The sequence below is a fragment of the Acinetobacter sp. 12966 genome, from assembly GCF_031196995.1.
GTDB classification, from domain to species: domain Bacteria; phylum Pseudomonadota; class Gammaproteobacteria; order Pseudomonadales; family Moraxellaceae; genus Acinetobacter; species Acinetobacter geminorum.
On the sequence record NZ_JAVIMC010000124.1, the window covers coordinates 86661 to 109882 of the forward strand.

At 36.6% G+C, this 23222-nt stretch carries 25 protein-coding genes; 15 read left to right on the forward strand and 10 right to left on the reverse strand.

From position 1 onward, the window contains the following. Window positions 1-40 precede the first annotated feature (40 nt). The 3 genes from RFW85_RS17325 to RFW85_RS17335 all read left to right on the forward strand — a co-directional run bounded on the left by RFW85_RS17325 (window position 41) and on the right by RFW85_RS17335 (window position 2186). Window positions 41-508 (forward strand): GrpB family protein, encoded by a 468-nt coding sequence (locus RFW85_RS17325; RefSeq protein ID WP_170247738.1) that lies wholly within the window; start codon window positions 41-43, stop codon window positions 506-508. A gap of 113 nt (window positions 509-621) precedes the next feature. Further along, window positions 622-1707, forward strand: a complete 1086-nt coding sequence (trmA, locus tag RFW85_RS17330; RefSeq protein WP_170247739.1) for a tRNA (uridine(54)-C5)-methyltransferase TrmA — start codon at window positions 622-624, stop codon at window positions 1705-1707. A 248-nt stretch (window positions 1708-1955) separates the two neighbouring features. Then, the gene (locus RFW85_RS17335) at window positions 1956-2186 is read left to right on the forward strand and encodes a hypothetical protein (protein WP_000011679.1); all 231 of its coding nucleotides are present in this window, start codon (window positions 1956-1958) and stop codon (window positions 2184-2186) included. Window positions 2187-2221: 35 nt separating this feature from the next. On the opposite strand, the gene RFW85_RS17340 is transcribed toward RFW85_RS17335, so the two are convergent. Continuing rightward, window positions 2222-2968, reverse strand: a complete 747-nt coding sequence (locus RFW85_RS17340) for a phosphodiester glycosidase family protein (RefSeq protein WP_309171742.1) — start codon at window positions 2966-2968, stop codon at window positions 2222-2224. 193 nt (window positions 2969-3161) lie between these two features. Here RFW85_RS17340 and RFW85_RS17345 point away from each other — a divergent pair, with 193 nt between their 5' ends. Further along, complete coding sequence (locus RFW85_RS17345; protein WP_170247741.1) at window positions 3162-3752, forward strand: lecithin retinol acyltransferase family protein; 591 nt, start codon at window positions 3162-3164, stop codon at window positions 3750-3752. A gap of 46 nt (window positions 3753-3798) precedes the next feature. On the opposite strand, the gene RFW85_RS17350 is transcribed toward RFW85_RS17345, so the two are convergent. Beyond that, window positions 3799-4389, reverse strand: a complete 591-nt coding sequence (locus tag RFW85_RS17350) for a YceI family protein (RefSeq protein WP_170247742.1) — start codon at window positions 4387-4389, stop codon at window positions 3799-3801. A 215-nt stretch (window positions 4390-4604) separates the two neighbouring features. Between RFW85_RS17350 and RFW85_RS17355 the strand changes: the two genes are divergently transcribed. Further along, a complete protein-coding gene (locus tag RFW85_RS17355; RefSeq protein ID WP_170247743.1) occupies window positions 4605-5012 on the forward strand; it encodes an OsmC family protein in 408 nt (135 codons plus the stop codon). Between the two features lie 55 nt (window positions 5013-5067). Here the strand turns inward: RFW85_RS17355 and tkt are convergent, their stop codons facing one another. Further along, window positions 5068-7056, reverse strand: coding sequence for a transketolase (gene tkt / locus RFW85_RS17360; protein ID WP_170247744.1), 1989 nt, complete (start codon window positions 7054-7056; stop codon window positions 5068-5070). Window positions 7057-7592: 536 nt separating this feature from the next. Between tkt and metK the strand changes: the two genes are divergently transcribed. Next, window positions 7593-8759 (forward strand): methionine adenosyltransferase, encoded by a 1167-nt coding sequence (metK, locus tag RFW85_RS17365; RefSeq protein WP_170247745.1) that lies wholly within the window; start codon window positions 7593-7595, stop codon window positions 8757-8759. A gap of 127 nt (window positions 8760-8886) precedes the next feature. Here the strand turns inward: metK and RFW85_RS17370 are convergent, their stop codons facing one another. After that, entirely contained in the window at window positions 8887-9135 is a 249-nt protein-coding gene (locus RFW85_RS17370) for a hypothetical protein (RefSeq protein WP_002121448.1), read from the reverse strand. Window positions 9136-9394: 259 nt separating this feature from the next. On the opposite strand from RFW85_RS17370, the gene RFW85_RS17375 reads away from it, so the two are divergent. Continuing rightward, window positions 9395-9586 carry a hypothetical protein gene (locus RFW85_RS17375; protein ID WP_170247746.1) on the forward strand — a complete coding sequence of 64 codons (192 nt, stop codon included), beginning with the start codon at window positions 9395-9397 and terminating at the stop codon, window positions 9584-9586. 68 nt (window positions 9587-9654) lie between these two features. Here RFW85_RS17375 and RFW85_RS17380 read toward each other — a convergent pair whose 3' ends face one another. Beyond that, entirely contained in the window at window positions 9655-10221 is a 567-nt protein-coding gene (locus RFW85_RS17380; protein WP_017386799.1) for an FxsA family protein, read from the reverse strand. A 410-nt stretch (window positions 10222-10631) separates the two neighbouring features. Between RFW85_RS17380 and blaOXA the strand changes: the two genes are divergently transcribed. Next, window positions 10632-11453 (forward strand): OXA-213 family carbapenem-hydrolyzing class D beta-lactamase, encoded by an 822-nt coding sequence (blaOXA, locus tag RFW85_RS17385; RefSeq protein WP_170247747.1) that lies wholly within the window; start codon window positions 10632-10634, stop codon window positions 11451-11453. 75 nt (window positions 11454-11528) lie between these two features. Here the strand turns inward: blaOXA and RFW85_RS17390 are convergent, their stop codons facing one another. Then, the gene (locus tag RFW85_RS17390) at window positions 11529-12074 is read right to left on the reverse strand and encodes a GNAT family N-acetyltransferase (protein ID WP_170247748.1); all 546 of its coding nucleotides are present in this window, start codon (window positions 12072-12074) and stop codon (window positions 11529-11531) included. Then, window positions 12071-12664 carry a helix-turn-helix domain-containing protein gene (locus RFW85_RS17395; protein ID WP_017386796.1) on the reverse strand — a complete coding sequence of 198 codons (594 nt, stop codon included), beginning with the start codon at window positions 12662-12664 and terminating at the stop codon, window positions 12071-12073. The genes RFW85_RS17390 and RFW85_RS17395 overlap by 4 nt, the downstream gene beginning before the upstream one ends. A 197-nt stretch (window positions 12665-12861) precedes the next feature. On the opposite strand from RFW85_RS17395, the gene ruvC reads away from it, so the two are divergent. Beyond that, a complete protein-coding gene (ruvC, locus tag RFW85_RS17400) occupies window positions 12862-13407 on the forward strand; it encodes a crossover junction endodeoxyribonuclease RuvC (RefSeq protein ID WP_002121356.1) in 546 nt (181 codons plus the stop codon). Between the two features lie 3 nt (window positions 13408-13410). Here the strand turns inward: ruvC and RFW85_RS17405 are convergent, their stop codons facing one another. Next, a complete protein-coding gene (locus tag RFW85_RS17405; protein WP_170247749.1) occupies window positions 13411-14871 on the reverse strand; it encodes an NAD(P)H-hydrate dehydratase in 1461 nt (486 codons plus the stop codon). 26 nt (window positions 14872-14897) lie between these two features. Here RFW85_RS17405 and queG point away from each other — a divergent pair, with 26 nt between their 5' ends. Next, on the forward strand, window positions 14898-15998 hold the full coding sequence (gene queG / locus RFW85_RS17410) for a tRNA epoxyqueuosine(34) reductase QueG (protein WP_171545201.1): 1101 nt from the start codon (window positions 14898-14900) through the stop codon (window positions 15996-15998). 87 nt (window positions 15999-16085) lie between these two features. Further along, window positions 16086-17075 carry a biotin synthase BioB gene (bioB, locus tag RFW85_RS17415; protein WP_017386794.1) on the forward strand — a complete coding sequence of 330 codons (990 nt, stop codon included), beginning with the start codon at window positions 16086-16088 and terminating at the stop codon, window positions 17073-17075. Window positions 17076-17121: 46 nt separating this feature from the next. On the opposite strand, the gene RFW85_RS17420 is transcribed toward bioB, so the two are convergent. Both RFW85_RS17420 and RFW85_RS17425 read right to left on the reverse strand, forming a co-directional pair. Next, on the reverse strand, window positions 17122-17334 hold the full coding sequence (locus tag RFW85_RS17420) for a hypothetical protein (protein ID WP_170247750.1): 213 nt from the start codon (window positions 17332-17334) through the stop codon (window positions 17122-17124). A 63-nt stretch (window positions 17335-17397) separates the two neighbouring features. Beyond that, window positions 17398-17748 (reverse strand): hypothetical protein, encoded by a 351-nt coding sequence (locus tag RFW85_RS17425; protein WP_017386793.1) that lies wholly within the window; start codon window positions 17746-17748, stop codon window positions 17398-17400. Window positions 17749-18157: 409 nt separating this feature from the next. Between RFW85_RS17425 and RFW85_RS17430 the strand changes: the two genes are divergently transcribed. From RFW85_RS17430 to RFW85_RS17445, 4 genes are all read left to right on the forward strand, one after another. Continuing rightward, a complete protein-coding gene (locus RFW85_RS17430) occupies window positions 18158-18730 on the forward strand; it encodes a fimbrial protein (RefSeq protein WP_170247751.1) in 573 nt (190 codons plus the stop codon). Between the two features lie 73 nt (window positions 18731-18803). Continuing rightward, window positions 18804-19547 carry a molecular chaperone gene (locus RFW85_RS17435; protein ID WP_170247752.1) on the forward strand — a complete coding sequence of 248 codons (744 nt, stop codon included), beginning with the start codon at window positions 18804-18806 and terminating at the stop codon, window positions 19545-19547. A gap of 139 nt (window positions 19548-19686) precedes the next feature. Then, window positions 19687-22143: a fimbria/pilus outer membrane usher protein gene (locus RFW85_RS17440; protein ID WP_170247920.1), complete on the forward strand. Its 2457-nt coding sequence runs from the start codon at window positions 19687-19689 to the stop codon at window positions 22141-22143. Beyond that, window positions 22140-23159: a fimbrial protein gene (locus tag RFW85_RS17445; RefSeq protein ID WP_170247753.1), complete on the forward strand. Its 1020-nt coding sequence runs from the start codon at window positions 22140-22142 to the stop codon at window positions 23157-23159. The genes RFW85_RS17440 and RFW85_RS17445 overlap by 4 nt, the downstream gene beginning before the upstream one ends. Window positions 23160-23222 lie beyond the last annotated feature (63 nt).

Consider the following 23222-nt stretch of genomic DNA (forward strand, 5'->3'; position numbering starts at 1 on the left):
TTCTTAAATATATAGATTTTATCAATTCGAGATTCTAATAATGATCTTTTTAGAACCAGAACAGTATCAACAAAGATGCACTCAACTTTTTAATTCATATCAAAAAGAAATTTCCGCACTTCTACCATTTGCCAAAATTGAGCATATTGGTTCATCTGCAATACCGAATGCAATTTCAAAAGGTGATCTAGATATTTATATTGAAGTTATGCCTGAACAATTTGAATTCGCAATAGAACAATTAAAAACACTTAACTTTATTGAAAAACAAAATACGCTAAGGACACATGAGCTTTGCATGCTCGAATCACTCAACAATGATGATGTTGCATTTCAAATTGTAGTATCTGGTTCAATATTCACTTTTTTCTTAGCCTTTAAAAACAAGCTTATAGACTCACCCACATTGGTTAATGAATATAATCAATTAAAATTACAGTGTAGCCATTTAGATCCCGATCAATATAGAGCAATAAAATCAGATTTTATTAATCGTGTTTTAAATTAGCTCTAGTTTAGATACCTGCTTTCTCTTATGAATATCTGGTTAAAATTGGCTCCTGTAAGTTCAATTTTTTTGATACCATTCATTATTTGATTCTGTCTAAATTTTCTTTGTCTATGACCTCTTCTTATCGTCAACAACTTCAAGCTAAAATTGAACGCATTACTACTCAATTTTCTGAATTTACACCACCTACATTAGAAGTGTTTGAATCACCTGAACAACATTTCCGTATGCGTGCTGAATTTCGTATCTGGCATACAGAAAATGATATGTTCTATGCCATGTTTGAGCGTAACGATGACGACAAGCAAAAAACCGTTGTACGCATTGATGAGTTTCCAATTGCAGATCAGAGCATCAATGATTTAATGCCAAAACTTTTGGAAGAACTTAAGGCTGAGCCTAAGCTTTCTAATCGTTTATTTGAAACTGATTTCCTCGCAACACTTAGCGGAGAAATGTTGGTTACCCTAATTTATCACCGTAAACTGGATCAAGAATGGGAACAAGCCGCTAAAGCGCTTGCCGATAAATTAGATATTAAGATTATGGGCCGTAGTCGTGGCCAGAAAATTGTTATTGGCGATGATTTCGTCGTTGAAGAATTCGAACTTTTAAATCGATCATTTAAATACAAGCAAATCGAAAGTAGCTTTACCCAGCCTAATGCACAAGTTTGCAAAAAAATGCTGCAATGGGCATGTGATGCAGCTGAAGGATCAAAGAAACACTTGTTAGAACTCTATTGTGGTAATGGTAATTTTACGCTTCCACTCTCTTTAAAGTTCGAACGAGTGCTTGCTACTGAGCTTGCAAAATCATCTGTTTATGCTGCTCAATGGAACATAGAACAAAACCAAATTGATAATATTCAAGTAGCACGTCTCTCGGCTGAAGAGTTTACTCAAGCTTATCAAGGTGAGCGCGAATTCCGCCGTCTACATGAAGCGAATATTGATATTCAGAGTTATGACTTTGACACTGTATTTGTAGATCCACCACGTGCAGGAATTGATGATGAGACTTTAAAACTTCTACAAGGTTTTGAACGTATTATCTACATTTCATGTAACCCTGACACGTTATATGAAAATCTAAAAACTCTCAGTCAAACTCATCGAGTGACTAAATTCGCCTTATTTGATCAGTTCCCTTATACGCATCATGTCGAGTCTGGAGTTTTACTTGAGAAGATTTAAACAAAATCTTTCATTGTAAATTTTTAAATAAGGAGGTTATATACCTCCTTATTTTTTAACGTTTTATTAGTTAAGTATTTAAATTTTCAAAAAATATCAAGTCATCTATTCGTCATAATTTCGTTTAACTCAAGCATTCCCATCGAAAATTCTCGAGTTCAATTGGTGGATTTATCACTTATGGAGTCTTGTATTTTATTTTAAATTGGCTATATTTCGAGCTATGTTAGGTTGTATATGAAGGCTCTATGAGTTTTTGGCAAAAGCTGTTCTTGGCAGATCAACAGCATAACGAGCATAAAAACCAAACTGCTTGTGTTGAAAATGACTGCTCATGTAAAACTAATGAACAACTTCTAAGTGCACTTGCACAAGCAACAGATGAAGATGTCATTAAGGGAATTAAAAAAGTTCTTATTTCCCGTGGTTATAGCCGAAAAGAGTTAAATGAACTCACTCAAAAACCATCTATTCATTAATTAAAAAGCCAGTCTTGTACTGGCTTTTTTATATTTCACTTTAATGCACAACTGGACTCGCCTACCCAACCGACCATTGGTCCCATTTGAAATTGCTGATCATTCCGTCTGTTCTTTTGCAGATATAAACTAGAAATAGAACCATCGAGATATAAAGCTTGCTCTACTTTAAGATTTCCTTGAAAAAACTTGGCAAAATTATAGAAATTCACCCTATTTTTCGATATTACAAAGTAGAGTTTATTATCCCGTATACCGACTCCATTACGAATTTTCTTTGATTGAGAGTCTGGTAAAAAAAGAGAATTTATCTTTCTATCAATAACTAACATTGGCCCAGATTGGGTTGCATAATCAACTTTCAAATTTTGTCGGCTATATTTTTGTGTAGTTAAAACAAAGGCCTGTTTTTTATTCCAAGCTAATACACCATTCGGCTGTAAAAAGAAATTTCCCAATCCTTTATGCTCATTTAAGGGTTGAATTACCTTAGCCTTTTCAACATATAGCCCTACGGGAGAAAATCCTATATGAAACATCCCTGCATTCATTGCAAAGTTAAGTTGCTGGCACTGCTTTAATTGCTCCTGAACATTGTTAAAACTTTTGTAATATTGTTGATTATGAGGATTTCTTAAAAACAGGCGCAATGCTTTAAAATCGCTAATAGAGACCACATCGTATTGATCACCTTCTACTGTTTTAACTTGCTGATGTTCTATAGCATATGCAGACTGGAACAAAAACCAATACAAAGCTAAGCACCCGAAAACCCATTTCATTGAATATCACCTGACATGACATTTTTCCTTCATATTAAATTCTTAAATTATATACAAGAAATATGAATAGATTGGATATGCATCAAACTCATTCATTCGGCGTAATCAATACACTCCAAATTGCTGATATTGGTTATAATGTTTAGCAGCTTTTCAATAAAAGCCATTTACACTTTATTGGATCAGCGTAAGCATGCAACAACCGAATAAACACTACCCTTTAGGGGCTCACCTCATCGTAAAGCATCTCGGCTATAGCCATCATGGTATATATGCAGGGAGAGGTCGAGTTATCCATTATTCCGGCTTAGCTCACTTCATCAAAAAACGCCCGATTGAAATCACATCAATAGATGCGTTCTCACATGGCAAAAAAATACACGTTCGTTCTTATGACAGACCTCGTTATAAAGGAAAGATTGTCGTTCGCCGAATGCGCTCACGTATGCATGAAAATCACTATCATTTGATTATTAATAATTGCGAACATCTATGTAGTTGGGCAATTACTGGTATTGAAAGTAGCACCCAAGTTGAACGTATGATGCACCGCTTAACGACCATTGGTTATGTAAGCTCAATCATGAGCTATATGAATGGTATGATGCTCACCGTTGCAACTACATGTTTTGCTCTGGTTCTTTATATTAAAAAGAAACTGCGCGATCAGGCCAAAAGAAAAGTCCCTACTTACCAGTTCCTAAGAGAAAAATCTCAGAAAAGAAATATCGATCCTTCAGCACCCCTTGTATTTATAGATCCAGATAAAAAAGAGCCTGTCTAAATAAAAAAGCCCTCATTTTTGAGGACTTTTTTAGAAAACTTATAACTTATTTTTTAACTGCATTAGCAGCAGTTGCCTCAGTCGTAATGTTTACAGTGATCTTATCACCAACATTAGGCACATAGTTACCTAAACCAAAGTCAGAACGCTTGAATGAAGTTGTAGCATTAAAACCAATCGCTGGCACTTTAGCCATTGGATGCTCGCCTTGCTTGTTTAAAACAGCATCAAGTACAACAGGTTTAGTTACACCTTTAACAGTTAAGTCACCAGTAATTTTAAAATGCTTTTTGTCTTTGGTTTCAACTTTAGTACTTTTAAACGTAATATTTGGATATTTAGCAGCATTAAACCAAGCTTCTTCTTGGAACTCTTTATCTAAAGCAGGTACGTTTGTATTTACACTGCTTAAAGGAATAGTTACATTTACAGATGAGTTTGCTGGTTTAGCATTATCAACTTTAATTACACCTTGGATATCCGAGAAGTTAGCGCTTGGAGTAGAGAAACCAAAGTGATTCCATGAGAAAACAGTAGCTGTATGTGTTGGGTCAATTTTGTAGTCTACTGGTGCAGCTAAAGTAACTGAACTAGCCAATGCTACTGCCAAACCGAAGCTTAATGTTTTAAGATGCATTTTTCGTATCCTTTATTGATATAGTCGTTAGTGTATACATCAAGTAATTTAATTCACCATTCTTTATAAAACGATATGTTTCATCCATGCAACAATAAAAGCGTTACAGTTATTAGTTAAAACTAATATTATAAAGTAGCGGTACTGTCATACCGTGTTCGAATTCTAGAATTTCATTTTTACTTCAAATTTATTGATTCATAATAAGGTAAAACATGGCTAATACTGCTCAAGCACAAAGTACTTCTACCCCATATCGAGTAACTCTTACCGATCCTTCAGGTCATCAATGGTTTGCAGATGAACCGACTGATAAAGGTGGACAAGATACTGCCCCAAACCCAGTGCAAATTTTATTATCGGCTTTAGGTGCTTGTACCACCATTACATTAGAGATGTATGCGAATCTTAAAGGTATTAAGCTTGATCATGTTCAAGTGGATTTAGCATTAAACCCAAATGGCGAACCTGAGAAAGGCCAAAACAATATTGAACGGAAAATTACACTCAAAGGTGAATTTACTGAAGACCAGCATAAGCGATTATTAAAAGTTGCAGAGAATTGCCCTATTCATAAGTTATTGACCTCTCAGATTAATATCCAAACAGAAATCACCATCTAACTTCTCAAATAAAAAAGCGCTCTAGATAGAGCGCTTTTTTATACTACTTTAATATTTAAGCAGTTAATTCTTTTACTGCTGCAACAACAGCTTCAGTGGTAATACCAAAGAATTGGAACAAATCTTTTGCTGGTGCAGACTCACCATAAGTTGTCATACCAATTACTTTGCCATCAAGACCAACAAACTTCCACCAGTAATCAACATGAGCCGCTTCAACAGCAACACGCGCACGGATATGAGCTGGTAATACTGCTTCACGGTATGCGGCATCTTGCTTCATAAATTCTTCTGCACATGGCATAGAAACTACACGCACACCTTCAAGTTGTGCATAAGCTTCCATTGCTAAAGAAATTTCAGAACCTGTTGCAATAATAATTGCTTTTAATTCGCCTTTTTCTTGAGCAAGTACATAACCACCTTTTGCAGCATTTTGAATTTGCTCTTCAGAACGTGTTTGGAATGGTAAGTTTTGACGAGAGAAAATAAGTGCTGTAGGGCCATCTTTGCGTTCTAAAGCAGATTTCCAAGCAATTGCAGTTTCTACAGTATCCGCAGGACGCCATGTATTTAAGTTAGGTGTACCACGCAACGAAGCAATTTGTTCAATCGGTTGGTGAGTTGGACCATCTTCACCCAGACCGATTGAGTCATGTGTATAAACATGAATTACACGTTGTTTCATTAATGCAGACATACGTACTGCATTACGTGCATATTCCATAAACATTAAGAATGTTGCAACGTAAGGAACGAAACCGCCATGTAATGCAACGCCATTAGCGATCGCAGTCATACCGAATTCACGTACGCCATAATATACGTAGTTACCAGCTGGGTTTTCTTGAACACCTTGGCAACCTTTCCAAAGTGTTAAGTTAGAACCTGCTAAGTCAGCAGAACCACCTAACAATTCAGGTAATAAAGGACCAAATGCTTGTAATGTATTTTGGCTTGCTTTACGTGTTGCAATTGTCTCGCCTTTCGCGTTTGTTTCACGAATGAAAGCATCGGCTTGGGCTGCAAATTCTGCTGGTAAATCACCACTGATACGACGAAGTAATTCAGCTGCTTCAGTTGGATATTTTGCTTGATATTGTGCAAATACCGCATTCCAAGCTGCTTCAGATTCACTACCTTTTGCTTTTGCATCCCATGCAGCATATACGTCAGCAGGAATAACAAATGCGTCTTCGTTCCAGCCTAATGCTTCACGAGTTAAAGTAATCTCATCTTTACCTAATGGCGCACCATGACAGTCTTCTTTACCCTGCTTATTTGGTGAACCTAAACCAATAATCGTTTTACACATAATGATTGTTGGTTTTTGAGTTTCGGCTTTTGCTTCAATTGTCGCTTGACGAATCGCATCGGCATCATGACCATCTACACGAAGAACTTGCCAACCATAGGCTTTGAAACGCTCTTCTGTATCGTCGCTAAACCAGCCTTCTACTTCACCATCAATTGAAATGCCATTATCATCATAATAAGCAATCAATTTACCAAGTTGTAATGTGCCAGCTAAAGAACATACTTCGTGAGAAATACCTTCCATTAAGCAGCCATCACCCAAGAAACAGTAAGTGAAATGGTCAACAACTTTTAAATCATCTTTATTAAATTGAGCAGCCAATGTTTTTTCTGCTAAAGCAAAACCAACAGCATTAGCAATACCTTGACCTAAAGGACCAGTTGTCGTCTCTACACCCGGTGCATAGCCATATTCAGGATGGCCAGGAGTTCTAGAATGCAATTGACGGAACTGTTTTAAATCTTCAATTGAAAGATCATAACCTGTTAAATGAAGCAAAGCATATTGCAACATTGAGCCATGGCCATTTGATAAAACGAAACGGTCACGGTTTGCCCATTGTGGATTTGTTGGGTTGTGATTTAAAAACTCACGCCAGACGACGTCAGCAATATCTGCCATCCCCATTGGAGCACCTGGATGCCCTGAGTTTGCTTGTTGCACAGCATCCATTGCCAATACACGAATTGCATTTGCAATACGACGTTCGTTTAAAGGGGTCGTCATAGATCAGAATCCAATTTTAATAGATTGATGAAAAGAAGAAGATGAATAACCATTCAATGCCGCTATATTGTCTTAAAAAAAAGGCTTAGGGTAAACCCCAACACGGTATATTTCTTTATTTTTAACCGTTTCTTGGTTACACAAAAAACATTTGAATCTTTAAGTTATACAAAACAGTGTTTATTTTTCTGCACAATGACCAAATGTAAGAGCATTTATATGGTTAGCTTTTGATATATCGATAAAATCTTTAGCCAATTCTGTATGCGTTGATCATGTTTCTTTACTTTAAAATTCAAATTCTGATATTTAAGATTTTTATTAAGTTATATGTTTAAAAAACACACTATCAACAAGTTATTAAAATATAAATACTTTAAATTAAAGCCTTCTATATCAATTTTGCTAATACACTTATCAATTAAAACACACTATAAATGAAATAAATTCATGCTTTTTAGTCAGTATGAACTGGTCCTCAAGCTCAAGTCGATGTAACATATTATGTCTTTTGAAATAACCAAGATAGGACTTTCATGCGCGAGTACGCTGTTTTTACCTCGGAATCTGTAAGCGAAGGTCATCCCGATAAAATGGCCGACCAAATTAGCGACGCTATTTTGGATGCAATCTTAAAAGAAGACCCATACGCACGTGTTGCTTGTGAAACACTGGTAAAAACAGGCGCTGTTGTACTTGCTGGTGAAGTAACAACGACTGCTAATATTGATGTTGAAGCTGTTGTTCGTAATACTGTCAACGGTATTGGTTATCACCACTCTGATCTTGGCTTTGATGGGTCAACGTGTGCTGTAATCAATATGATTGGTAAACAATCACCTGAAATTGCTCAAGGTGTAGACCGTCAAAAACCAGAAGATCAAGGTGCTGGTGACCAAGGCCTAATGTTCGGTTATGCAAGCCGTGAAACAGACGTGCTTATGCCTGCGCCGATTTCTTATGCTCACCGCTTAATGGAGCGTCAAGCTGAACTTCGTCGTTCAGGTGCCCTTCCATGGTTACGCCCAGATGCAAAGAGCCAAGTTACTTTTGCCTATGAAAATGGCAAGCCTGTACGTCTAGATGCTGTTGTTTTATCTACTCAGCACGATCCTGAAATTTCTCAAAGCCAGCTTAAAGAAGCAGTTATTGAAGAAATTATTAAACCGATCATTCCTGCTGAAATGTTCCATGCAGCTACTAAGTTCCACATTAACCCAACAGGTATGTTCGTTATTGGTGGCCCTGTAGGTGACTGTGGTTTAACAGGTCGTAAAATTATTGTTGATACCTACGGTGGTATGGCTCGTCACGGCGGTGGTGCTTTCTCTGGTAAAGATCCATCTAAAGTTGACCGTTCTGCTGCTTATGCTGGTCGTTATGTTGCAAAAAATATTGTAGCTGCTGGTCTTGCTGATAAATGTGAAATTCAAGTGAGTTACGCAATTGGTGTAGCAGAACCTACTTCGATTTCAATTAATACCTTTGGTACAGCAAAAGTTTCTGATGAGTTGATTATTCAACTTGTACGTGATCATTTCGATTTAAGACCGTTTGGTATTACTCGTATGTTGGATCTTCTTCAACCAATGTACAAACAAACTGCGGCTTATGGTCACTTTGGTCGCGAAGGTTCAAACTCTGCATTTACTTGGGAAAAAACTGATAAAGTTGATGCCCTTAAAGATGCTGCTGGCCTCTAAAACAAAATCGTAAAAAGCCCGCCATTGAGCGGGCTTTTTTATTTATAGTTCAAATTTTATGGTATGTGGGGTTTAATCTTCTAGCAATCATCCTTGACGCCATATCATTTTTAGCTGTAATCAGAATCTATTGTCTTGTCGTTTTATCATCCTGATTTAATACATCCAGTAAAGTTGACTGCGTTGGAGTATCTTGATGATTCTGGATATAAATATGGACAACTTTAAATACAACGACAACCGCCAAACAAGCCATCACACAAAACATCCATAAGCCATACGGGCTTCGAATATGTTGTGAACCACAATATGGACATGATTTATCAGTCGATGCCACAACTTTGTCGCAACACGCACAATGGTATTGATATAGCATAGGTAACCCTCCTTCCCTCATTTCAACCGTTGTTGTTTTAATAGGTTTGCTACATTTTTTAATTTATACATCCTTTATATTTATCCTATGTGAAATGAAAAGATAATTCAATCTGGATGAACAATTGAGTCAATTAAAAAATATTAATTAAAAACATATATATAAGTTAAATATTATTTTTATAGGACTATTTTTCTTATTTTGATATTTTGCCAAATTTGTTAAAATAAGCGAATAATCTCACATTTTAGGCAAATGCATGTCACATACAAAGCTCATTAATAAAGGTGGCTTTCGCGAACGAGCCAACCGAAGCCGAGGTTATCAACAATCTGAAAATAAGCAAACAGCCTTAGCTTCAAACAAATACCAACCTCAAACAAAACCACAAGAAAGCCCAACTGAATTGGCTCAACCAGATTCTGCTGCGACTGAATCTCTAACTAAATAATTTATATCTTCTTAAAAAATAAAAAAGGCCTAAACTTTGGAGGTTTAGGCCTTTAGATAAGGTCTTTATTAATCCTTATTTTTATGTTCAATTTTCTTATGGTCTGGAGTGACTTCTCGTGCTTCTCCATCAATAATGCTTGAATCACGGTATTGACCTTGACTACCACCACCTTGTTGATTCTGCATATCTTGCATTTGGCGCATTAGATCAGCAAATGGGTTTTGCCCCCCCATATTACCGCCCATACCACCCATCATTTTTTCCATCATAGCTTGTTGGCGTTTTGCGAGAGTTCTCATCGCTATATTACGGAAAGCAGTTTGAACACCAGGGATCAAAATTAAAACCGCTAAAACATCAGAAACAAGACCTGGCAACATTAATAAGAAACCTGCAAAAGCATAAGCAAGTTTTTTAGTTACTGCCGGATCATTACCGAGTTGGCCAGTCATCTGCATTTGCTGTAATTGAGGCATAATACCAGCAGTACTTCTGCGAATAAGTCCTAAACCAATAAAGAAAGCAAGAATGAACCAAAAGAATACATACCATCCACTGATGAACTGTGCTACGCCAATCCATACAGCAATTTCAACAATCGCGCCCAGAACTACAATAAGAAGTAAATTCATGTAAAACTTTATCTATCTCAAAAAGAAAATTCATTGCAGTTTATTTGCCCCAACCCTATCGAAACAGCCAGAGTCTGCAATACTAGAGTACATTTGATTTTAACTCGATAAAAACAAACATGCTTTATTATTAATGAGTGCTGTATCAAGTTTATCAAGTGCAACTTTAATCAGATTTTAATTTTTTTACTCTAGTTAAACGAAAAGCCCTCAAAAAAGCAGTTTTTAGCACAATAAAAACTTAGGTTCTTAGAAAATTTGGACTTATTTCTTTGTTTGTATAGTTTTTTATGAAATTTAAAAAGTAGCTATGGGTATAGAGTTTCCTAAATAACTTACATTTTCTCTATCTAAAAGTACCTCTATTCAAGTTAAATTAAAGAATAACTCTTTTAAAGCTACATAGACTCATGACTAAAAAAGCTCTTTTCTTTGCCATTGGTACGATGTTTTTATCGGCGTGTTCTTTTAATACCGTAGAACAACATCAAATACAGTCAATTTCTACCAATAAAAACTCAGAGAAAATTCAATCATTGTTTGATCAAGCACAAACTACAGGTGTTTTAATTATAAAACGTGGCCAAACAGAGGAAGTCTATGGTAATGATCTTAAAAGAGCATCAACCGAATATGTTCCCGCCTCTACCTTTAAAATGTTAAATGCTTTGATCGGCCTTGAGCATCATAAAGCAACACCAACTGAAGTGTTTAAATGGGATGGGCAAAAGCGTTTATTTCCCGATTGGGAAAAAGACATGACATTAGGCGATGCTATGAAAGCTTCTGCTATTCCAGTTTATCAGGAACTAGCTCGACGAATTGGTCTTGATCTTATGTCTAAAGAGGTGAAGCGTATTGGTTTCGGTAATGCTGATATTGGTTCAAAAATAGATAATTTTTGGCTTGTTGGTCCACTTAAAATTACACCTCAACAAGAAGCCCAGTTTGCTTATGAACTAGCCCATAAAACTCTTCCTTTTAGCAAAAATGTGCAAGAACAAGTTCAATCTATGGTGTTCATAGAAGAAAAAAATGGACGAAAAATTTATGCTAAAAGTGGTTGGGGATGGGATGTTGAACCACAAGTTGGTTGGTTTACAGGCTGGGTGGTTCAACCACAAGGAGAAATTGTAGCGTTCGCACTTAATTTAGAAATGAAAAAAGGAATACCTAGTTCTATTCGAAAAGAAATTGCTTATAAAGGATTAGAACAATTAGGTATTTTATAATTTACACCCTATAGCCCAATTTAATTTCATCATCATGAACTGGGCTATTTGCTTAAAATTTGAAAGCTTTATTATTTATCCATCAACTGGCTGCTGCGGTGTATTTAAATTTAACTGATAAAAAGCAGCATCCAGCCACTGGCCAAACTTAAAACCGACTTGCTTAAAAGTACCTGCATGGATAAAGCCCATTTTTTCATGTAAACCAATACTTGCTTGATTGGTTGCATCGATACAGCCTATCAATACATGCAAATCTGCCTCTTGAGCACGCTTAATCAATTCATGCATTAAAATTTTGCTTAATCCGCTACCACGATGTTCATGATGAATGTAAATACTATGTTCGACCGTATATTTAAAGGCAGGAAAAGCTCTAAAGGTTCCCCAGCTTGCAAAACCTAATAACTTATTTGTCTCATCTACAATACCAATGACAGGAAAACCATTTTCTCTTTTAACTGCAAACCAACTTTTCATTGACTCTTCAGAGCGCGGCAAATAGTCATACAAAGCGGTAGAATTGATAATTGCTTCATTCAAAATATCTAATATAGCCTTTGCATGTGTAGCTTCATGACAATCAATTAAACGTAAATTTGGATTAAGATTTTTAATCATGAAGATTCCTTAAGAACAGAGACGAGCTCATTACATACAACTAAAATATAGCGAGCGGTTTTAGAAGAAGGATTGCTGTATATGATCGGTTGACCTAATTGCATCGCCAAACAATCACCCTCTTGTAAAGCATAAAAGTTTTCACCCAATTGAATATCGATTTGCCCCTCAATTACCCAAATCTGCTGTAATACAACCTTAGAATTTACACTTGTTTCATACGTAACACGAGACTGAGCAGGAAATTCAATTTCAACGATTTGAAATGGAGATTTCCAATTTGGAGGGGAAACTTGACGGCGAATATACCCTGTTTCCGGATCTTTCCATTGTGATTGTTGATTACGTCGTACCATAGGTTGAGGCGATTGAGTATTCTGTGGGCTATCAAATAGCTGAGTCAAAGGCACTCCTAAACCATTTGCCAGCTTTTCAAGGACAACAGCTGTAGGACTCGCTTCTCCTCTTTCAATGAGTGAAATTGCAGAACGGCTTACCTGACATCGACTAGCAAGAACATCTAGAGTATATCCACGCGCTAGACGTATTTCACGCACTTGCTGCGCAATGCGGATATTAATATCTTCCATCTACCGATAAAATTTAATTCCAAAATTATAGATAAGTATTCCACTAAAATAGAATTACATCAAATTATTTTAAAGATATAAATTAGTCCCATAAAAACCGAAAAATAACCATTCATCGCAGCATTCTTTAAATTACGCATGCAGAACCTTTTTGGCTATGTAACAATACTCTCTAAACTATTTAAATAAGTCTTCACATGGCACTGATTATTGGTATTGACCCGGGTTCACGCTTAACAGGTTATGGAATCATTGAAAAAGATGGTAGTAAACTGCGTTTTGTTGATGCCGGTACAATCCGAACAGAAACTCAAGAAATGCCAGAACGCTTAAAACGTATTTTTGCAGGCGTTGAGCGAATTGTGAAATTTCATGGTCCAACTGAAGCTGCGGTTGAGCAAGTCTTTATGGCTCAAAACCCAGACTCTGCCTTAAAACTAGGACAAGCCCGTGGTGCTGCCATAGCCGCATTAGTGAATTTAGATTTACAAGTTGCAGAATACACTGCCCGTCAAATTAAACAGTCTGTGGTTGGTTATGGCGCTGCCGATAAAGAACAAGTCCAAATGATGGTGATGCGATTACTTAATTTGACCATTAAACCTCAATCCGACGCAGCCGATGCCCTTGCTGCTGCTATCTGCCATGCTCATGCATCGGGAAGTATGAGCAAATTGTCTGTTTTAAATGCCTTAGGTGGTATGGCACGTGGACGAAGCCGTTCTAGCAGTCGTAGACGTTAAAATTTATTGATTTACAACCTGAGTAATGGCTTGATTCATTTGGTAGGCCTGTAAACCACGCATACCTTGTTTTGCAAGTTTATCACCTGCTTGAGCATGCAGAGTCACTATCTCATGTAATGCAATACCTTTGTGAAACTGGGCTTTTAAGCTTGCAATCATTCCTGCTAACACATCTCCCATTCCACCAGTTCCCATACCAGCATTACCTTGCGTACAAATATACAAATTATCTTCTAAAATTAAGCTACCCGCTCCTTTAAGTACCCACTGGCCTGCATATTTTTGTTGTAAGGCATAAATTGCAGCAATTCGGTCATTTTCAATTTGCGCTGTAGAGCAACCAAGTAAAGTAGCAGCTTCTCCAGGATGAGGTGTGGCATAAATATGTGTATTTAACTTTTCAGGCTGTTTAGCCAGAAACCATAAAGCATCTGCATCTAAAACAACTTCTAGGCGTGTACTCTGATTTAACAAATTAAACCATTGCTGGTAAATCTGCTTTGCCCAATCGTCACGGCTTAATCCCATTCCAAAGCATACTGCATCGACCTGAGATAGAATCTCTTTAATACTGTTTTCATCTAAAGCATTAATATCACGAAGCATAATATTAGGAGCCCGTGACAAAATAGCTTGATGATGATTACGATGACAAACCACCGTCACTTTACCTGCACCTGCATGAAAAGCAGCTTCAGCAGCCATAATAACAGCCCCACCCATTTGCTCATGTCCACCCACCACTAAAACATGCCCGAAACTTCCCTTATGACCAAATGCCATACGCTGAGGAAGTTTAATGTTTGTGGGTGACAAATAAGCTAAAGGTTTCAACTCGTGGTCTGTAGGAGTTAAATTAATTAAATGAATTTCCCCCGCATATTCTTTTCCTTGTCCTGTAAATAACCCTGCCTTAAGACCTAAAACAGTAAAGGTATGATCAGCTCTTACTGCACAAGGTAAGACTTGCCCTGTATTTGCTTGTAAGCCACTCGGTATATCAATCGAAATTTTTAGGCCCACTTGTTCATTAAACTTTTGAATTACTTGTTGCCAACCTATATTTAATTCTCTGTTTAAACCTATGCCAAATAAAGCATCAATATGACAATCAAATGTTCTTTTAATCTCAAAATTTGAGTGAATTGGGACTTTTATTTCTTTAGCAAATTGCGCTGCACAATGTAAATCGGCTGACTCACCCAATTGAGCTGCAAAGATTTCAACATTAAATCCAGCTTGTTTAAGGTAACTTGCTATAAAGTAACCATCACCTGCGTTATTGCCTTGTCCGCACCAAATAGCAATATTCTTAATAGCCTGATCTTTAAAAAGCTCAATAAGTTGCTGGGCAATTGACCAAGCCGCTTGCTGCATTAAACCTAATGAGGAGTTTTGCGCAGCAAACCAGCGCCGCTCCCATGCTCGAATATCATCGCTATGGTAAACTACCGCCTGCATATTATTATCCTCTTGCATTTTGGTTTATGACATCTTCCGACACATCACGTATTACAGTGCAACAAATTGATCCACATGAATTAAAAGCATGGATCAAAGCTCAAGCATTAGACTTGGGTTTTGCTGATTGTGTCATCGCAAAACCAGATGCTCAAGAGCAAATGCCACGTTTTTTGGAGTACCTTGAACGTGGTTATCATGCAGACATGACCTATTTAGAAGAAAATCTAGAAAAGCGAGCTGATCCAACACTATTAGTGCCTGGCACAAAAAGTATTATTTGTGTCCGCATGAATTATCTTGTGGAATCTCCAAAACCCCGATATGTACCTTTGGAACCTAACTCTGCCATTATCGCCCGCTATGCACGTGGGCGTGATTACCATAAAGTCATGCGTGGCCGATTGAAAACTTTAGCAACACGAATTCGTGAAAAAGTTGGTGACTTTGAATCTCGTCCTTTTGCAGATTCAGCGCCTATTTTTGAGAAATCATTAGCTGAAAGTGCTGGAATGGGTTGGACAGGTAAACATACCTTGCTCATTCATAAAAAGTCAGGTTCTTTTTTCGTATTAGGTGAGCTATTTACTTCACTCGACCTACCGTTTGACGAGCCTGCAACAGCACATTGTGGTTCTTGTAGTGCGTGTATTGATATTTGCCCGACGCAAGCAATTGTCGAGCCTTATATGTTAGATGCTAGGCGCTGCATTGCTTACCTAACCATCGAATATAAAGGAATTATTGCTGAAGAATTACGTGCAGGTATAGGTAACCGAATATTTGGTTGTGATGACTGTCAATTAATTTGTCCTTGGAATAGCTTTGCCAAAACAGCATCTATTTCTGATTTTAATCCTAGACATGGGTTAGATAATATTAGCCTACTTGACATCTGGCAGTGGGATGAAGCCACTTTTTTAGCCAATACGGAAGGTAGCCCTATCCGCCGGACAGGTTATCAATCATTTAAACGTAATATTGCAATCGGATTAGGAAATGCTCCTTATTCAAAAGAAATTGTAGATCAACTACAAAATGGCAAAAACTTGCATGACGAAATCGTCAATGTGCATATTGATTGGGCAATTGAACAGCAACTTAATCAACTTCAGCTATCAAATTAAAAAAATGATGTTTTTTGCCCTATAGCTTTAATACGAATTCTGTATGATTATGTATAGTGAATTAATGCCATCATCATGGATATGACAATGACTCTACGTAATGATTGGAATCGTGAAGAAATCCAAGCTTTATATGAACAACCTTTTTTGGATTTAGTTTTCAAGGCTCAACAAGTACATCGTGAGCACTTCACTGCCAATTCAATTCAGGTCAGCACCCTTTTATCTATTAAAACGGGTAAATGTCCTGAAGATTGCAAATACTGCTCACAATCGGCACATTACGAATCAAAACTAGAAGCAGAAAAACGTATTGCTGTTGAAAAAGTGATTAGTGAAGCGAAAGCTGCAAAAGATTCCGGTTCTTCACGTTTTTGTATGGGTGCTGCTTGGCGTAACCCACATGAGCGCGATATGCCTTATGTTTTAGAAATGGTACGTGAAGTTAAAGCATTAGGTATGGAAACCTGTATGACTTTAGGCATGCTTAACCAATCTCAAGCAGAACGCCTAAAAGTTGCTGGTTTAGATTATTACAACCACAATTTAGATACATCTCGTGAGTATTACTCTCACATTATTAGTACTCGTACTTTTGATGATCGTTTAAATACCCTTGATTATGTTCGTCAAGCTGGTATGAAAGTTTGTAGTGGCGGTATTGTGGGTTTAGGCGAAACTCGTGAAGACCGAATTGGTTTATTACATGAACTAGCTACCTTACCAATTCATCCTGAATCTGTGCCAATCAATATGCTTGTTCCTATTGAAGGAACACCTTTAGCAGATGTTGAAAAGCTTGATGTTATTGAGTGGATTCGTACTATTGCTGTGGCACGTATTATCATGCCTCACAGTTATATCCGTCTCTCTGCGGGCCGCGAATCATTAAGTGATTCAGATCAAGCATTAGCATTTATGGCAGGTGCAAACTCATTATTCTCTGGTGATAAACTACTAACCACACCAAATGCCGGTGAAGGTAAAGACCAAGCTTTATTTAATAAACTAGGTTTAACAGCTGAAAAACCAAAGCCAACAGTTGCTGATTTATCAGTAGATGCAATGAGTGCTTAACTCAAGTTAAAAGATTTAAAAGCCCTGATCATTCAGGGCTTTTTATTTAAACAGAAGTTACTAATATTCCGTAAGTGGCATTCAGGAAGGTTCCGACTCGAATAATATCCTTCCCTGCAGCATGCGTTACTGTGAACTCTTGGCTCAACACATCAAAATTAAAAGAATCAAAAACATCTTGATGGAGTAAAAGCCAAGTTACTGTATCTGCTACATTATCATCCACAATATAAGTTAAGGCCTTAAAGTCTTTACTCATAAATAACTCTTAAAAATAAATTTTATGAATTTTATATGAGTTCACTCTACCTTAAAAGAAAATCTAAGCTGCTTTAGGATTTACTAACGAATGACCTGATAACAGACTTGCCAAGGCTTGAGGTGTAAATTCTAAAGAAAGCACATGATTTTTGAGATTGACTGAATGCTTACTAATTAATGGAAGTAAGCCATCTTCTGTTTCAAAGACATATTCATCTGCAATATTTAAGATACCTTCAAGGTTTGTCGTACTTGAAGCAAGATCATGGCTAAAGATGTCATAAATCGTTTGCAAGTTAAACGTTGTTTGCTGCTCCGTCGGATGCTTGATGAGATAATCCTTTAAAAATAAAACTAATTTATGAGCAAAGAAAAAGTAATTAGGTTTATAGCTATACTTCATAGTATTCATGGAACTGAACTCCAGATTATCTTTTATTGAATTACAACTAAAACAGTAGGAATTGAATCTTAAAAAATTCTTAAAAAATAAATATATTCACAAGATAAATTAAAAAATAATTTTATGGTTAAAAAACAATAATTTACACCACAACACCAGACAACTTCTATCTTAATTTTTTTAAAGTTAGATTAATTTAATAAAATACAATTACTTAAATATTACGAGTTTTTTTATTTTATTTTAAAAATGGATCATGAATTATTTTACCAACTGATAAAAAACATATTTCCAAAATATTTATTAATAAAAACAACCGTTCAAAATATATATAAATATAGTGTTTTTCTTGTTTTTTGGTTGAAAAGTGATATATTTCCTTCGCCTTACTTAAGCAGAATAAACTTGCTGAAAAGTAATGGAATTTATTTTAAAAGGCTATTCTGGGGATTTTATGAAAAGATTTATTTTTATGGCGGCGGTTTCTCTCTTAAATATAACAAATGCACAAGCTGCAGATGGCACAATTACTATTAATGGTCTTGTCACGGATAATACTTGTACGATTGATACTGGAGATAAAAATCTAACAATTAACCTGCCTACAGTTTCATCTCAAACCTTAAAAAATGCAGGTGATGTAGCTGGTCGCACCCCATTTCAAATTAATTTAACGAACTGTGCTTCGGCTGGTAAAGTAGCAACTTATTTTGAGCCGGGTGCTACCGTTGACTTTAATACTGGTCGTTTATTAAACCAAGCAACCTCGGGCGGCGCAACAAACGTGAATATCCAGTTGCTAGGCAGTAATAATGCTGTAATTCCTGTACTCGCTACAGGCACGAATGCGGCTCAGACCAACTCACAATGGGTGAGTGTTTCGGCAGGTGGTGATGCTGACCTTAACTATTATGCTGAATACTATGCTACAGGTGCTTCTACTGCGGGTACGGTAACATCGCAAGTAAAATACACCATTATTTATCAATAAAATTAAAATTGAAGCTTCTATTTAAAGATAGAAGCTATCTCCTATCTATTATTCATTATTGAGAATATGACTCATGCTTTTTCGTGGTCGTAAGTTTTTTTGGGGATTAGTTTGTCTACAGGTAACACTGACTACCACAGGGCATACTGAAATTGTTTTACATGGAACTCGTGTCATTTATCCTTCAAATGCACGTGAGATCACTTTGCAACTGAGTAATAACGGTACAGCTCCCTCTCTTGTTCAAGCTTGGATCGATGATGGAAATGCAAAGTCGACTCCCGATGAAGCAAATGTGCCCTTCATTATTACTCCCCCGATTTCACGAGTAGAAGCGACTAAAGGCCAGACCTTAAGAATTACAGCTCTGCCTAATACGTCTCAATTAAATCAGCAACAAGAATCTATTTTTTGGCTTAATGTTTTAGATATACCTCCTAAACCGGAAGGAAAAACTCAACAAGACCAAAACACCACTATTTCTAATAATTTTTTACAGCTTGCTGTTCGTTCGCGCATTAAATTTTTTTATCGCCCTATAAATCTAAAAGAAAATATTGAGCAACTAAGTGAGAAAGTTCAATGGAAAATAAATGATCAATATCTAGTAGTGAAGAACCCGACTCCCTTTTTTCTGACTATTAGCTCCATTTTTCAAGGAAGTGAAAGCCATAAAACAGACTTATTGCAACAAGGCTTAATGATTGCCCCTTTTTCAGAGGATAAAATTAAACTAAAAAATAAAAACTTAGCAGATATGAGCTTTGTATATATCAATGATTATGGTGGAAGAGTTGAGCACCCAATAAAATTCTAACCTCATTGTATTACTTAAGAAAATTTAAAACCTATCATGAATAGGCTCTAGAGCTATGTCTAAATGGTTTATACCTTATATATGTTTAAAAAGCCCCTTTACTTGGTATGTCGTCTCAAGTATTACGCTATTCATGCCTGTGGCTATATATGCTGAAAATAATATTGATGTTCCACATTTTATAAAGGCTGAATTTGATAGCAATTTCTTAGTAGGTAATGCACAAAAAATTGATATAGCTCGCTTCAAATACGGAAACCCGATCTTGCCTGGTGAATATAGCTTAGATGTTTATATTAATGGTCAATGGCTGGGTAAACGGCGTATGCGATTTACTACCTCAGCTCATAACACAAATGCTGAAACATGTTTTACAGAGGCCATGTTGCTTGAATATGGGGTAAAAGCTGATGTTCTAAGTCAACATGACTCTAATTCATCACTTTCATGTAAAGCTCTCGCTTCATGGATAGATAGTGCTTTTTATGTATTTGATAGTTCCCGTTTAAGAATTGATATTTCGATCCCGCAAGTTGTCTTAGAAAAAAATCCGCAAGGTTATATCGATCCACATTTGTGGGATCGCGGTATTAATGCAGCTTTTTTAAGCTATAACGCCACAGCATATCGGATAGTTAACGAACAACATGAAAGTACATATGCCTTTATAGGTACGAATCTTGGAGCAAATTTAGCGAGTTGGCAATTGCGCCATAATGGGCAATGGAAATGGCAAGACCATACTGATTTTCAAACTGATAATTCTTCTTACACTTCAACGAATACATATCTACAAAAAGCATTTCCGAAAATTCATGGCGTTGTGACTTTAGGCGATTATTTTACTAATAGCGATTTTATTGACTCTTTGCCCTATCGCGGGGTAAATATTTCAAGTGATGACCGAATGCTTCCAAATAGTATGCTCGGTTATGCTCCAAGAGTTCGAGGTTATGCCAAAACCAATGCAAAAGTCGAAGTTAGACAACAAGGTAATTTAATTTACCAAACCACTGTCCCACCAGGAAACTTTGAAATTAATGATCTTTATCCCACAGGATTTGGAGGTGAGTTACAAGTTTCGGTATTTGAATCTAATGGAGTAGTTCAAAAATTTTCTATTCCATATGCTTCTGTCATTGAAATGCTACGTCCTCAAATGAGCAGATATTCATTCACCTTAGGACAATTTCGAGACCCGAACCTTAAGTTAACTCCATGGCTGATACAGGGTAAATATCAACGCGGAATCAATAATTACCTTACAATTTATAGCGCAATTCAAGGGACTCAACAGTATTCCTCTGTATTGTTAGGTACAGCTTTTTCAACGCCAGTTGGTGCTATTTCTTTTGATGCAACACATTCAAATGCCAATTTTTCCCATCAACCTAAAATGACAGGGCAAAGTTATCGTCTAAGTTACAATAAGTTATTTGCTCCAACGCATACTAACCTAACACTAGCAACTTATCGTTATTCAACACAAAACTATCTCAAACTGCGTGACGCAATTTTAATTCAAGACTTACAAGAGCAAAATATTGATAGTTTTTCAGTAGGTAAGCAAAAAAGTGAATTCCAGATTAATTTAAATCAAGCTCTTCCAAATCAATGGGGAAATTTCTATTTAGTAGGTTCTTGGACAAACTATTGGAACCAGTCTACTACTAATAAGCAATTCCAATTAGGTTATAGCAATCAATTTAAAGATTTAACTTATAGTTTCTCTGCAATTAATAGTGAAACTATTGAAGCTGGTGGGCGAGCTGACCAAGATACTCAATACCTCATTTCTCTATCCTTTCCCTTAGATTTTAAGAAAAGCTCTTTAAACTATAATAGTCTTCTAAGTAAAGATAGCCAAATTTTGAGCTTTAGCGGTTTTACAGGAAGCCGTTTGAATTATGGTGCATCAATTTCCAGTCAAGACCATGCTCAAACAAACCTCAACATTAATAGCAACTATAAGACAAACTACACAACATTAGGTGCTTCATTCAGTTACGCTGACTCATATCAACAAGAAATGCTTAACTTGAGTGGCAATATCGTTGCCCACGCCCATGGAATTCTGTTTGGGCCCGATCAGGCTCAAACCATGGTGCTGGTCTATGCACCGGATGCTACGGGAGCACAAGTCGGTAATACACCAGGGCTCAGTATTAACAAAAAGGGATATGCCGTTATTCCTTATGTTACGCCTTATCGTATGAATGACATAAGTCTTAACCCACAAGACATGTCCACACAAGTTGAACTTGGTGAGAGCAGTTTACGGATTGCCCCTTATGCAGGTTCGATCACTAAAGTTCAATTCTCGACAAAAAAAGGTTATGCACTTTTTATTAGTACAACAACATTAGATGGCTCACATCTACCTTTTGCCGCACAGGTATACAACCAGAATAACGAAGTAATAGGTATTGTTGCGCAAGGCAGTCGCATTTATTTACGAACACCCCTAACCCATGACCGTTTATATGTGAAATGGGGAAATACGAGCACTGAAAAATGCGAAATTGAATACGATATAGCGGATCAAATAAAGCATAACAACCAACCAATTATTATGACAAAGGCAGTCTGTAAATGAAGAATATTTTAAAAAAAATTGGATTTTTGGCAGTAAGTCTATTTGCTTATAGCCATACAAATGCAAATTGTAATTTAAGTAAAGGATTTACTACCGTCGATATTCCGATGACTATAGGTAAAATCGTAGTAAAACCAAATGATCCAATAGGAACGATCTTACAAAAGAATACTTTTACAATATCTCCTAATAATTCAACTGCAACTTGTAATCGCGCGAGTGATCAAATTATTGCGGCTCTCCCCTTAAATTATCCAGTTAGCCCAATAGGTAATAATGTATATGCAACCAATATTCCCGGTATTGGTATTCGTCTTTATCGTGAAGCAGCAGATGCTTCAGATTTTTCAGGATACTATCCTTATAGACGTACATTAACACCCAATCAAACATATACACTTTCCCCTGGGCATTTTGTTATGGAAGTTATTAAAACTGCCATGACAACAGGCTCTGGAGCACTAGTCGCAGGCCGTTACAGTACCTATTATGTATCAGGGCAACAGAACCGCCCATTTTTAACCACTACTGTATTAAGTAATGCCCCTATTCTTATTGCGTCTTCATCTTGTGAAATTCAAAATGGTGTAGATTCACCAGTTCAACTTCCAACCGTGATGAAATCAGGCTTTAAAGCGATTGGGTCAACCCAAGGGGAACAGAATTTTAATCTATCAATCTTATGTAATGGTGGCGAAAACAACTCTGGGATCGCTACGAGCAATACGATCAGCTTAAGTTTTGATTATAATTCTGATACCTCCAATAATCAGGTGATTAACAACAGTGCCGCGAATTCAATTAAAGCCAACGGTGTGGGTGTCGAACTGTTATGGAATATGAATGGAGCAAATCAGCCGATTCAAAAAGCAAGCAAACTAAATATAGGTATGGTGAGTTCCAACCAAACAGTTGAATATGATATACCTTTAACTGCTCGTTACTATCAGACTGCCACCAATGTAACCGCAGGTGAGGTTAAAGCCACAGCGACGGTGACTATTCAATATGATTAATTTATCTCTTAAAATTTATTAAAAATAATTAAGCTTAGCTCAGCTAAATAATCTTAAAATTTA

What these genes read in the sequence shown, in the direction of transcription:
- blaOXA (WP_170247747.1), top strand. Translation starts at nt 10,632, where the DNA reads ATGACTAAAAAAGCTCTTTTCTTTGCCATTGGTACGATGTTTTTATCG.
- RFW85_RS17335 (WP_000011679.1), top strand. Translation starts at nt 1,956, where the DNA reads ATGAGTTTTTGGCAAAAGCTGTTCTTGGCAGATCAACAGCATAACGAG.
- metK (WP_170247745.1), top strand. Translation starts at nt 7,593, where the DNA reads ATGCGCGAGTACGCTGTTTTTACCTCGGAATCTGTAAGCGAAGGTCAT.
- RFW85_RS17395 (WP_017386796.1), bottom strand. Translation starts at nt 12,664, where the DNA reads ATGGAAGATATTAATATCCGCATTGCGCAGCAAGTGCGTGAAATACGT.
- RFW85_RS17370 (WP_002121448.1), bottom strand. Translation starts at nt 9,135, where the DNA reads ATGCTATATCAATACCATTGTGCGTGTTGCGACAAAGTTGTGGCATCG.
- bioB (WP_017386794.1), top strand. Translation starts at nt 16,086, where the DNA reads ATGACTCTACGTAATGATTGGAATCGTGAAGAAATCCAAGCTTTATAT.
- RFW85_RS17350 (WP_170247742.1), bottom strand. Translation starts at nt 4,389, where the DNA reads ATGCATCTTAAAACATTAAGCTTCGGTTTGGCAGTAGCATTGGCTAGT.
- RFW85_RS17380 (WP_017386799.1), bottom strand. Translation starts at nt 10,221, where the DNA reads ATGAATTTACTTCTTATTGTAGTTCTGGGCGCGATTGTTGAAATTGCT.
- ruvC (WP_002121356.1), top strand. Translation starts at nt 12,862, where the DNA reads ATGGCACTGATTATTGGTATTGACCCGGGTTCACGCTTAACAGGTTAT.
- RFW85_RS17345 (WP_170247741.1), top strand. Translation starts at nt 3,162, where the DNA reads ATGCAACAACCGAATAAACACTACCCTTTAGGGGCTCACCTCATCGTA.
- RFW85_RS17445 (WP_170247753.1), top strand. Translation starts at nt 22,140, where the DNA reads ATGAAGAATATTTTAAAAAAAATTGGATTTTTGGCAGTAAGTCTATTT.
- RFW85_RS17435 (WP_170247752.1), top strand. Translation starts at nt 18,804, where the DNA reads ATGCTTTTTCGTGGTCGTAAGTTTTTTTGGGGATTAGTTTGTCTACAG.
- RFW85_RS17420 (WP_170247750.1), bottom strand. Translation starts at nt 17,334, where the DNA reads ATGAGTAAAGACTTTAAGGCCTTAACTTATATTGTGGATGATAATGTA.
- RFW85_RS17430 (WP_170247751.1), top strand. Translation starts at nt 18,158, where the DNA reads ATGGAATTTATTTTAAAAGGCTATTCTGGGGATTTTATGAAAAGATTT.
- RFW85_RS17375 (WP_170247746.1), top strand. Translation starts at nt 9,395, where the DNA reads ATGTCACATACAAAGCTCATTAATAAAGGTGGCTTTCGCGAACGAGCC.
- RFW85_RS17325 (WP_170247738.1), top strand. Translation starts at nt 41, where the DNA reads ATGATCTTTTTAGAACCAGAACAGTATCAACAAAGATGCACTCAACTT.
- tkt (WP_170247744.1), bottom strand. Translation starts at nt 7,056, where the DNA reads ATGACGACCCCTTTAAACGAACGTCGTATTGCAAATGCAATTCGTGTA.
- RFW85_RS17355 (WP_170247743.1), top strand. Translation starts at nt 4,605, where the DNA reads ATGGCTAATACTGCTCAAGCACAAAGTACTTCTACCCCATATCGAGTA.
- RFW85_RS17340 (WP_309171742.1), bottom strand. Translation starts at nt 2,968, where the DNA reads ATGAAATGGGTTTTCGGGTGCTTAGCTTTGTATTGGTTTTTGTTCCAG.
- queG (WP_171545201.1), top strand. Translation starts at nt 14,898, where the DNA reads ATGACATCTTCCGACACATCACGTATTACAGTGCAACAAATTGATCCA.
- RFW85_RS17390 (WP_170247748.1), bottom strand. Translation starts at nt 12,074, where the DNA reads ATGATTAAAAATCTTAATCCAAATTTACGTTTAATTGATTGTCATGAA.
- RFW85_RS17405 (WP_170247749.1), bottom strand. Translation starts at nt 14,871, where the DNA reads ATGCAGGCGGTAGTTTACCATAGCGATGATATTCGAGCATGGGAGCGG.
- trmA (WP_170247739.1), top strand. Translation starts at nt 622, where the DNA reads ATGACCTCTTCTTATCGTCAACAACTTCAAGCTAAAATTGAACGCATT.
- RFW85_RS17425 (WP_017386793.1), bottom strand. Translation starts at nt 17,748, where the DNA reads ATGAATACTATGAAGTATAGCTATAAACCTAATTACTTTTTCTTTGCT.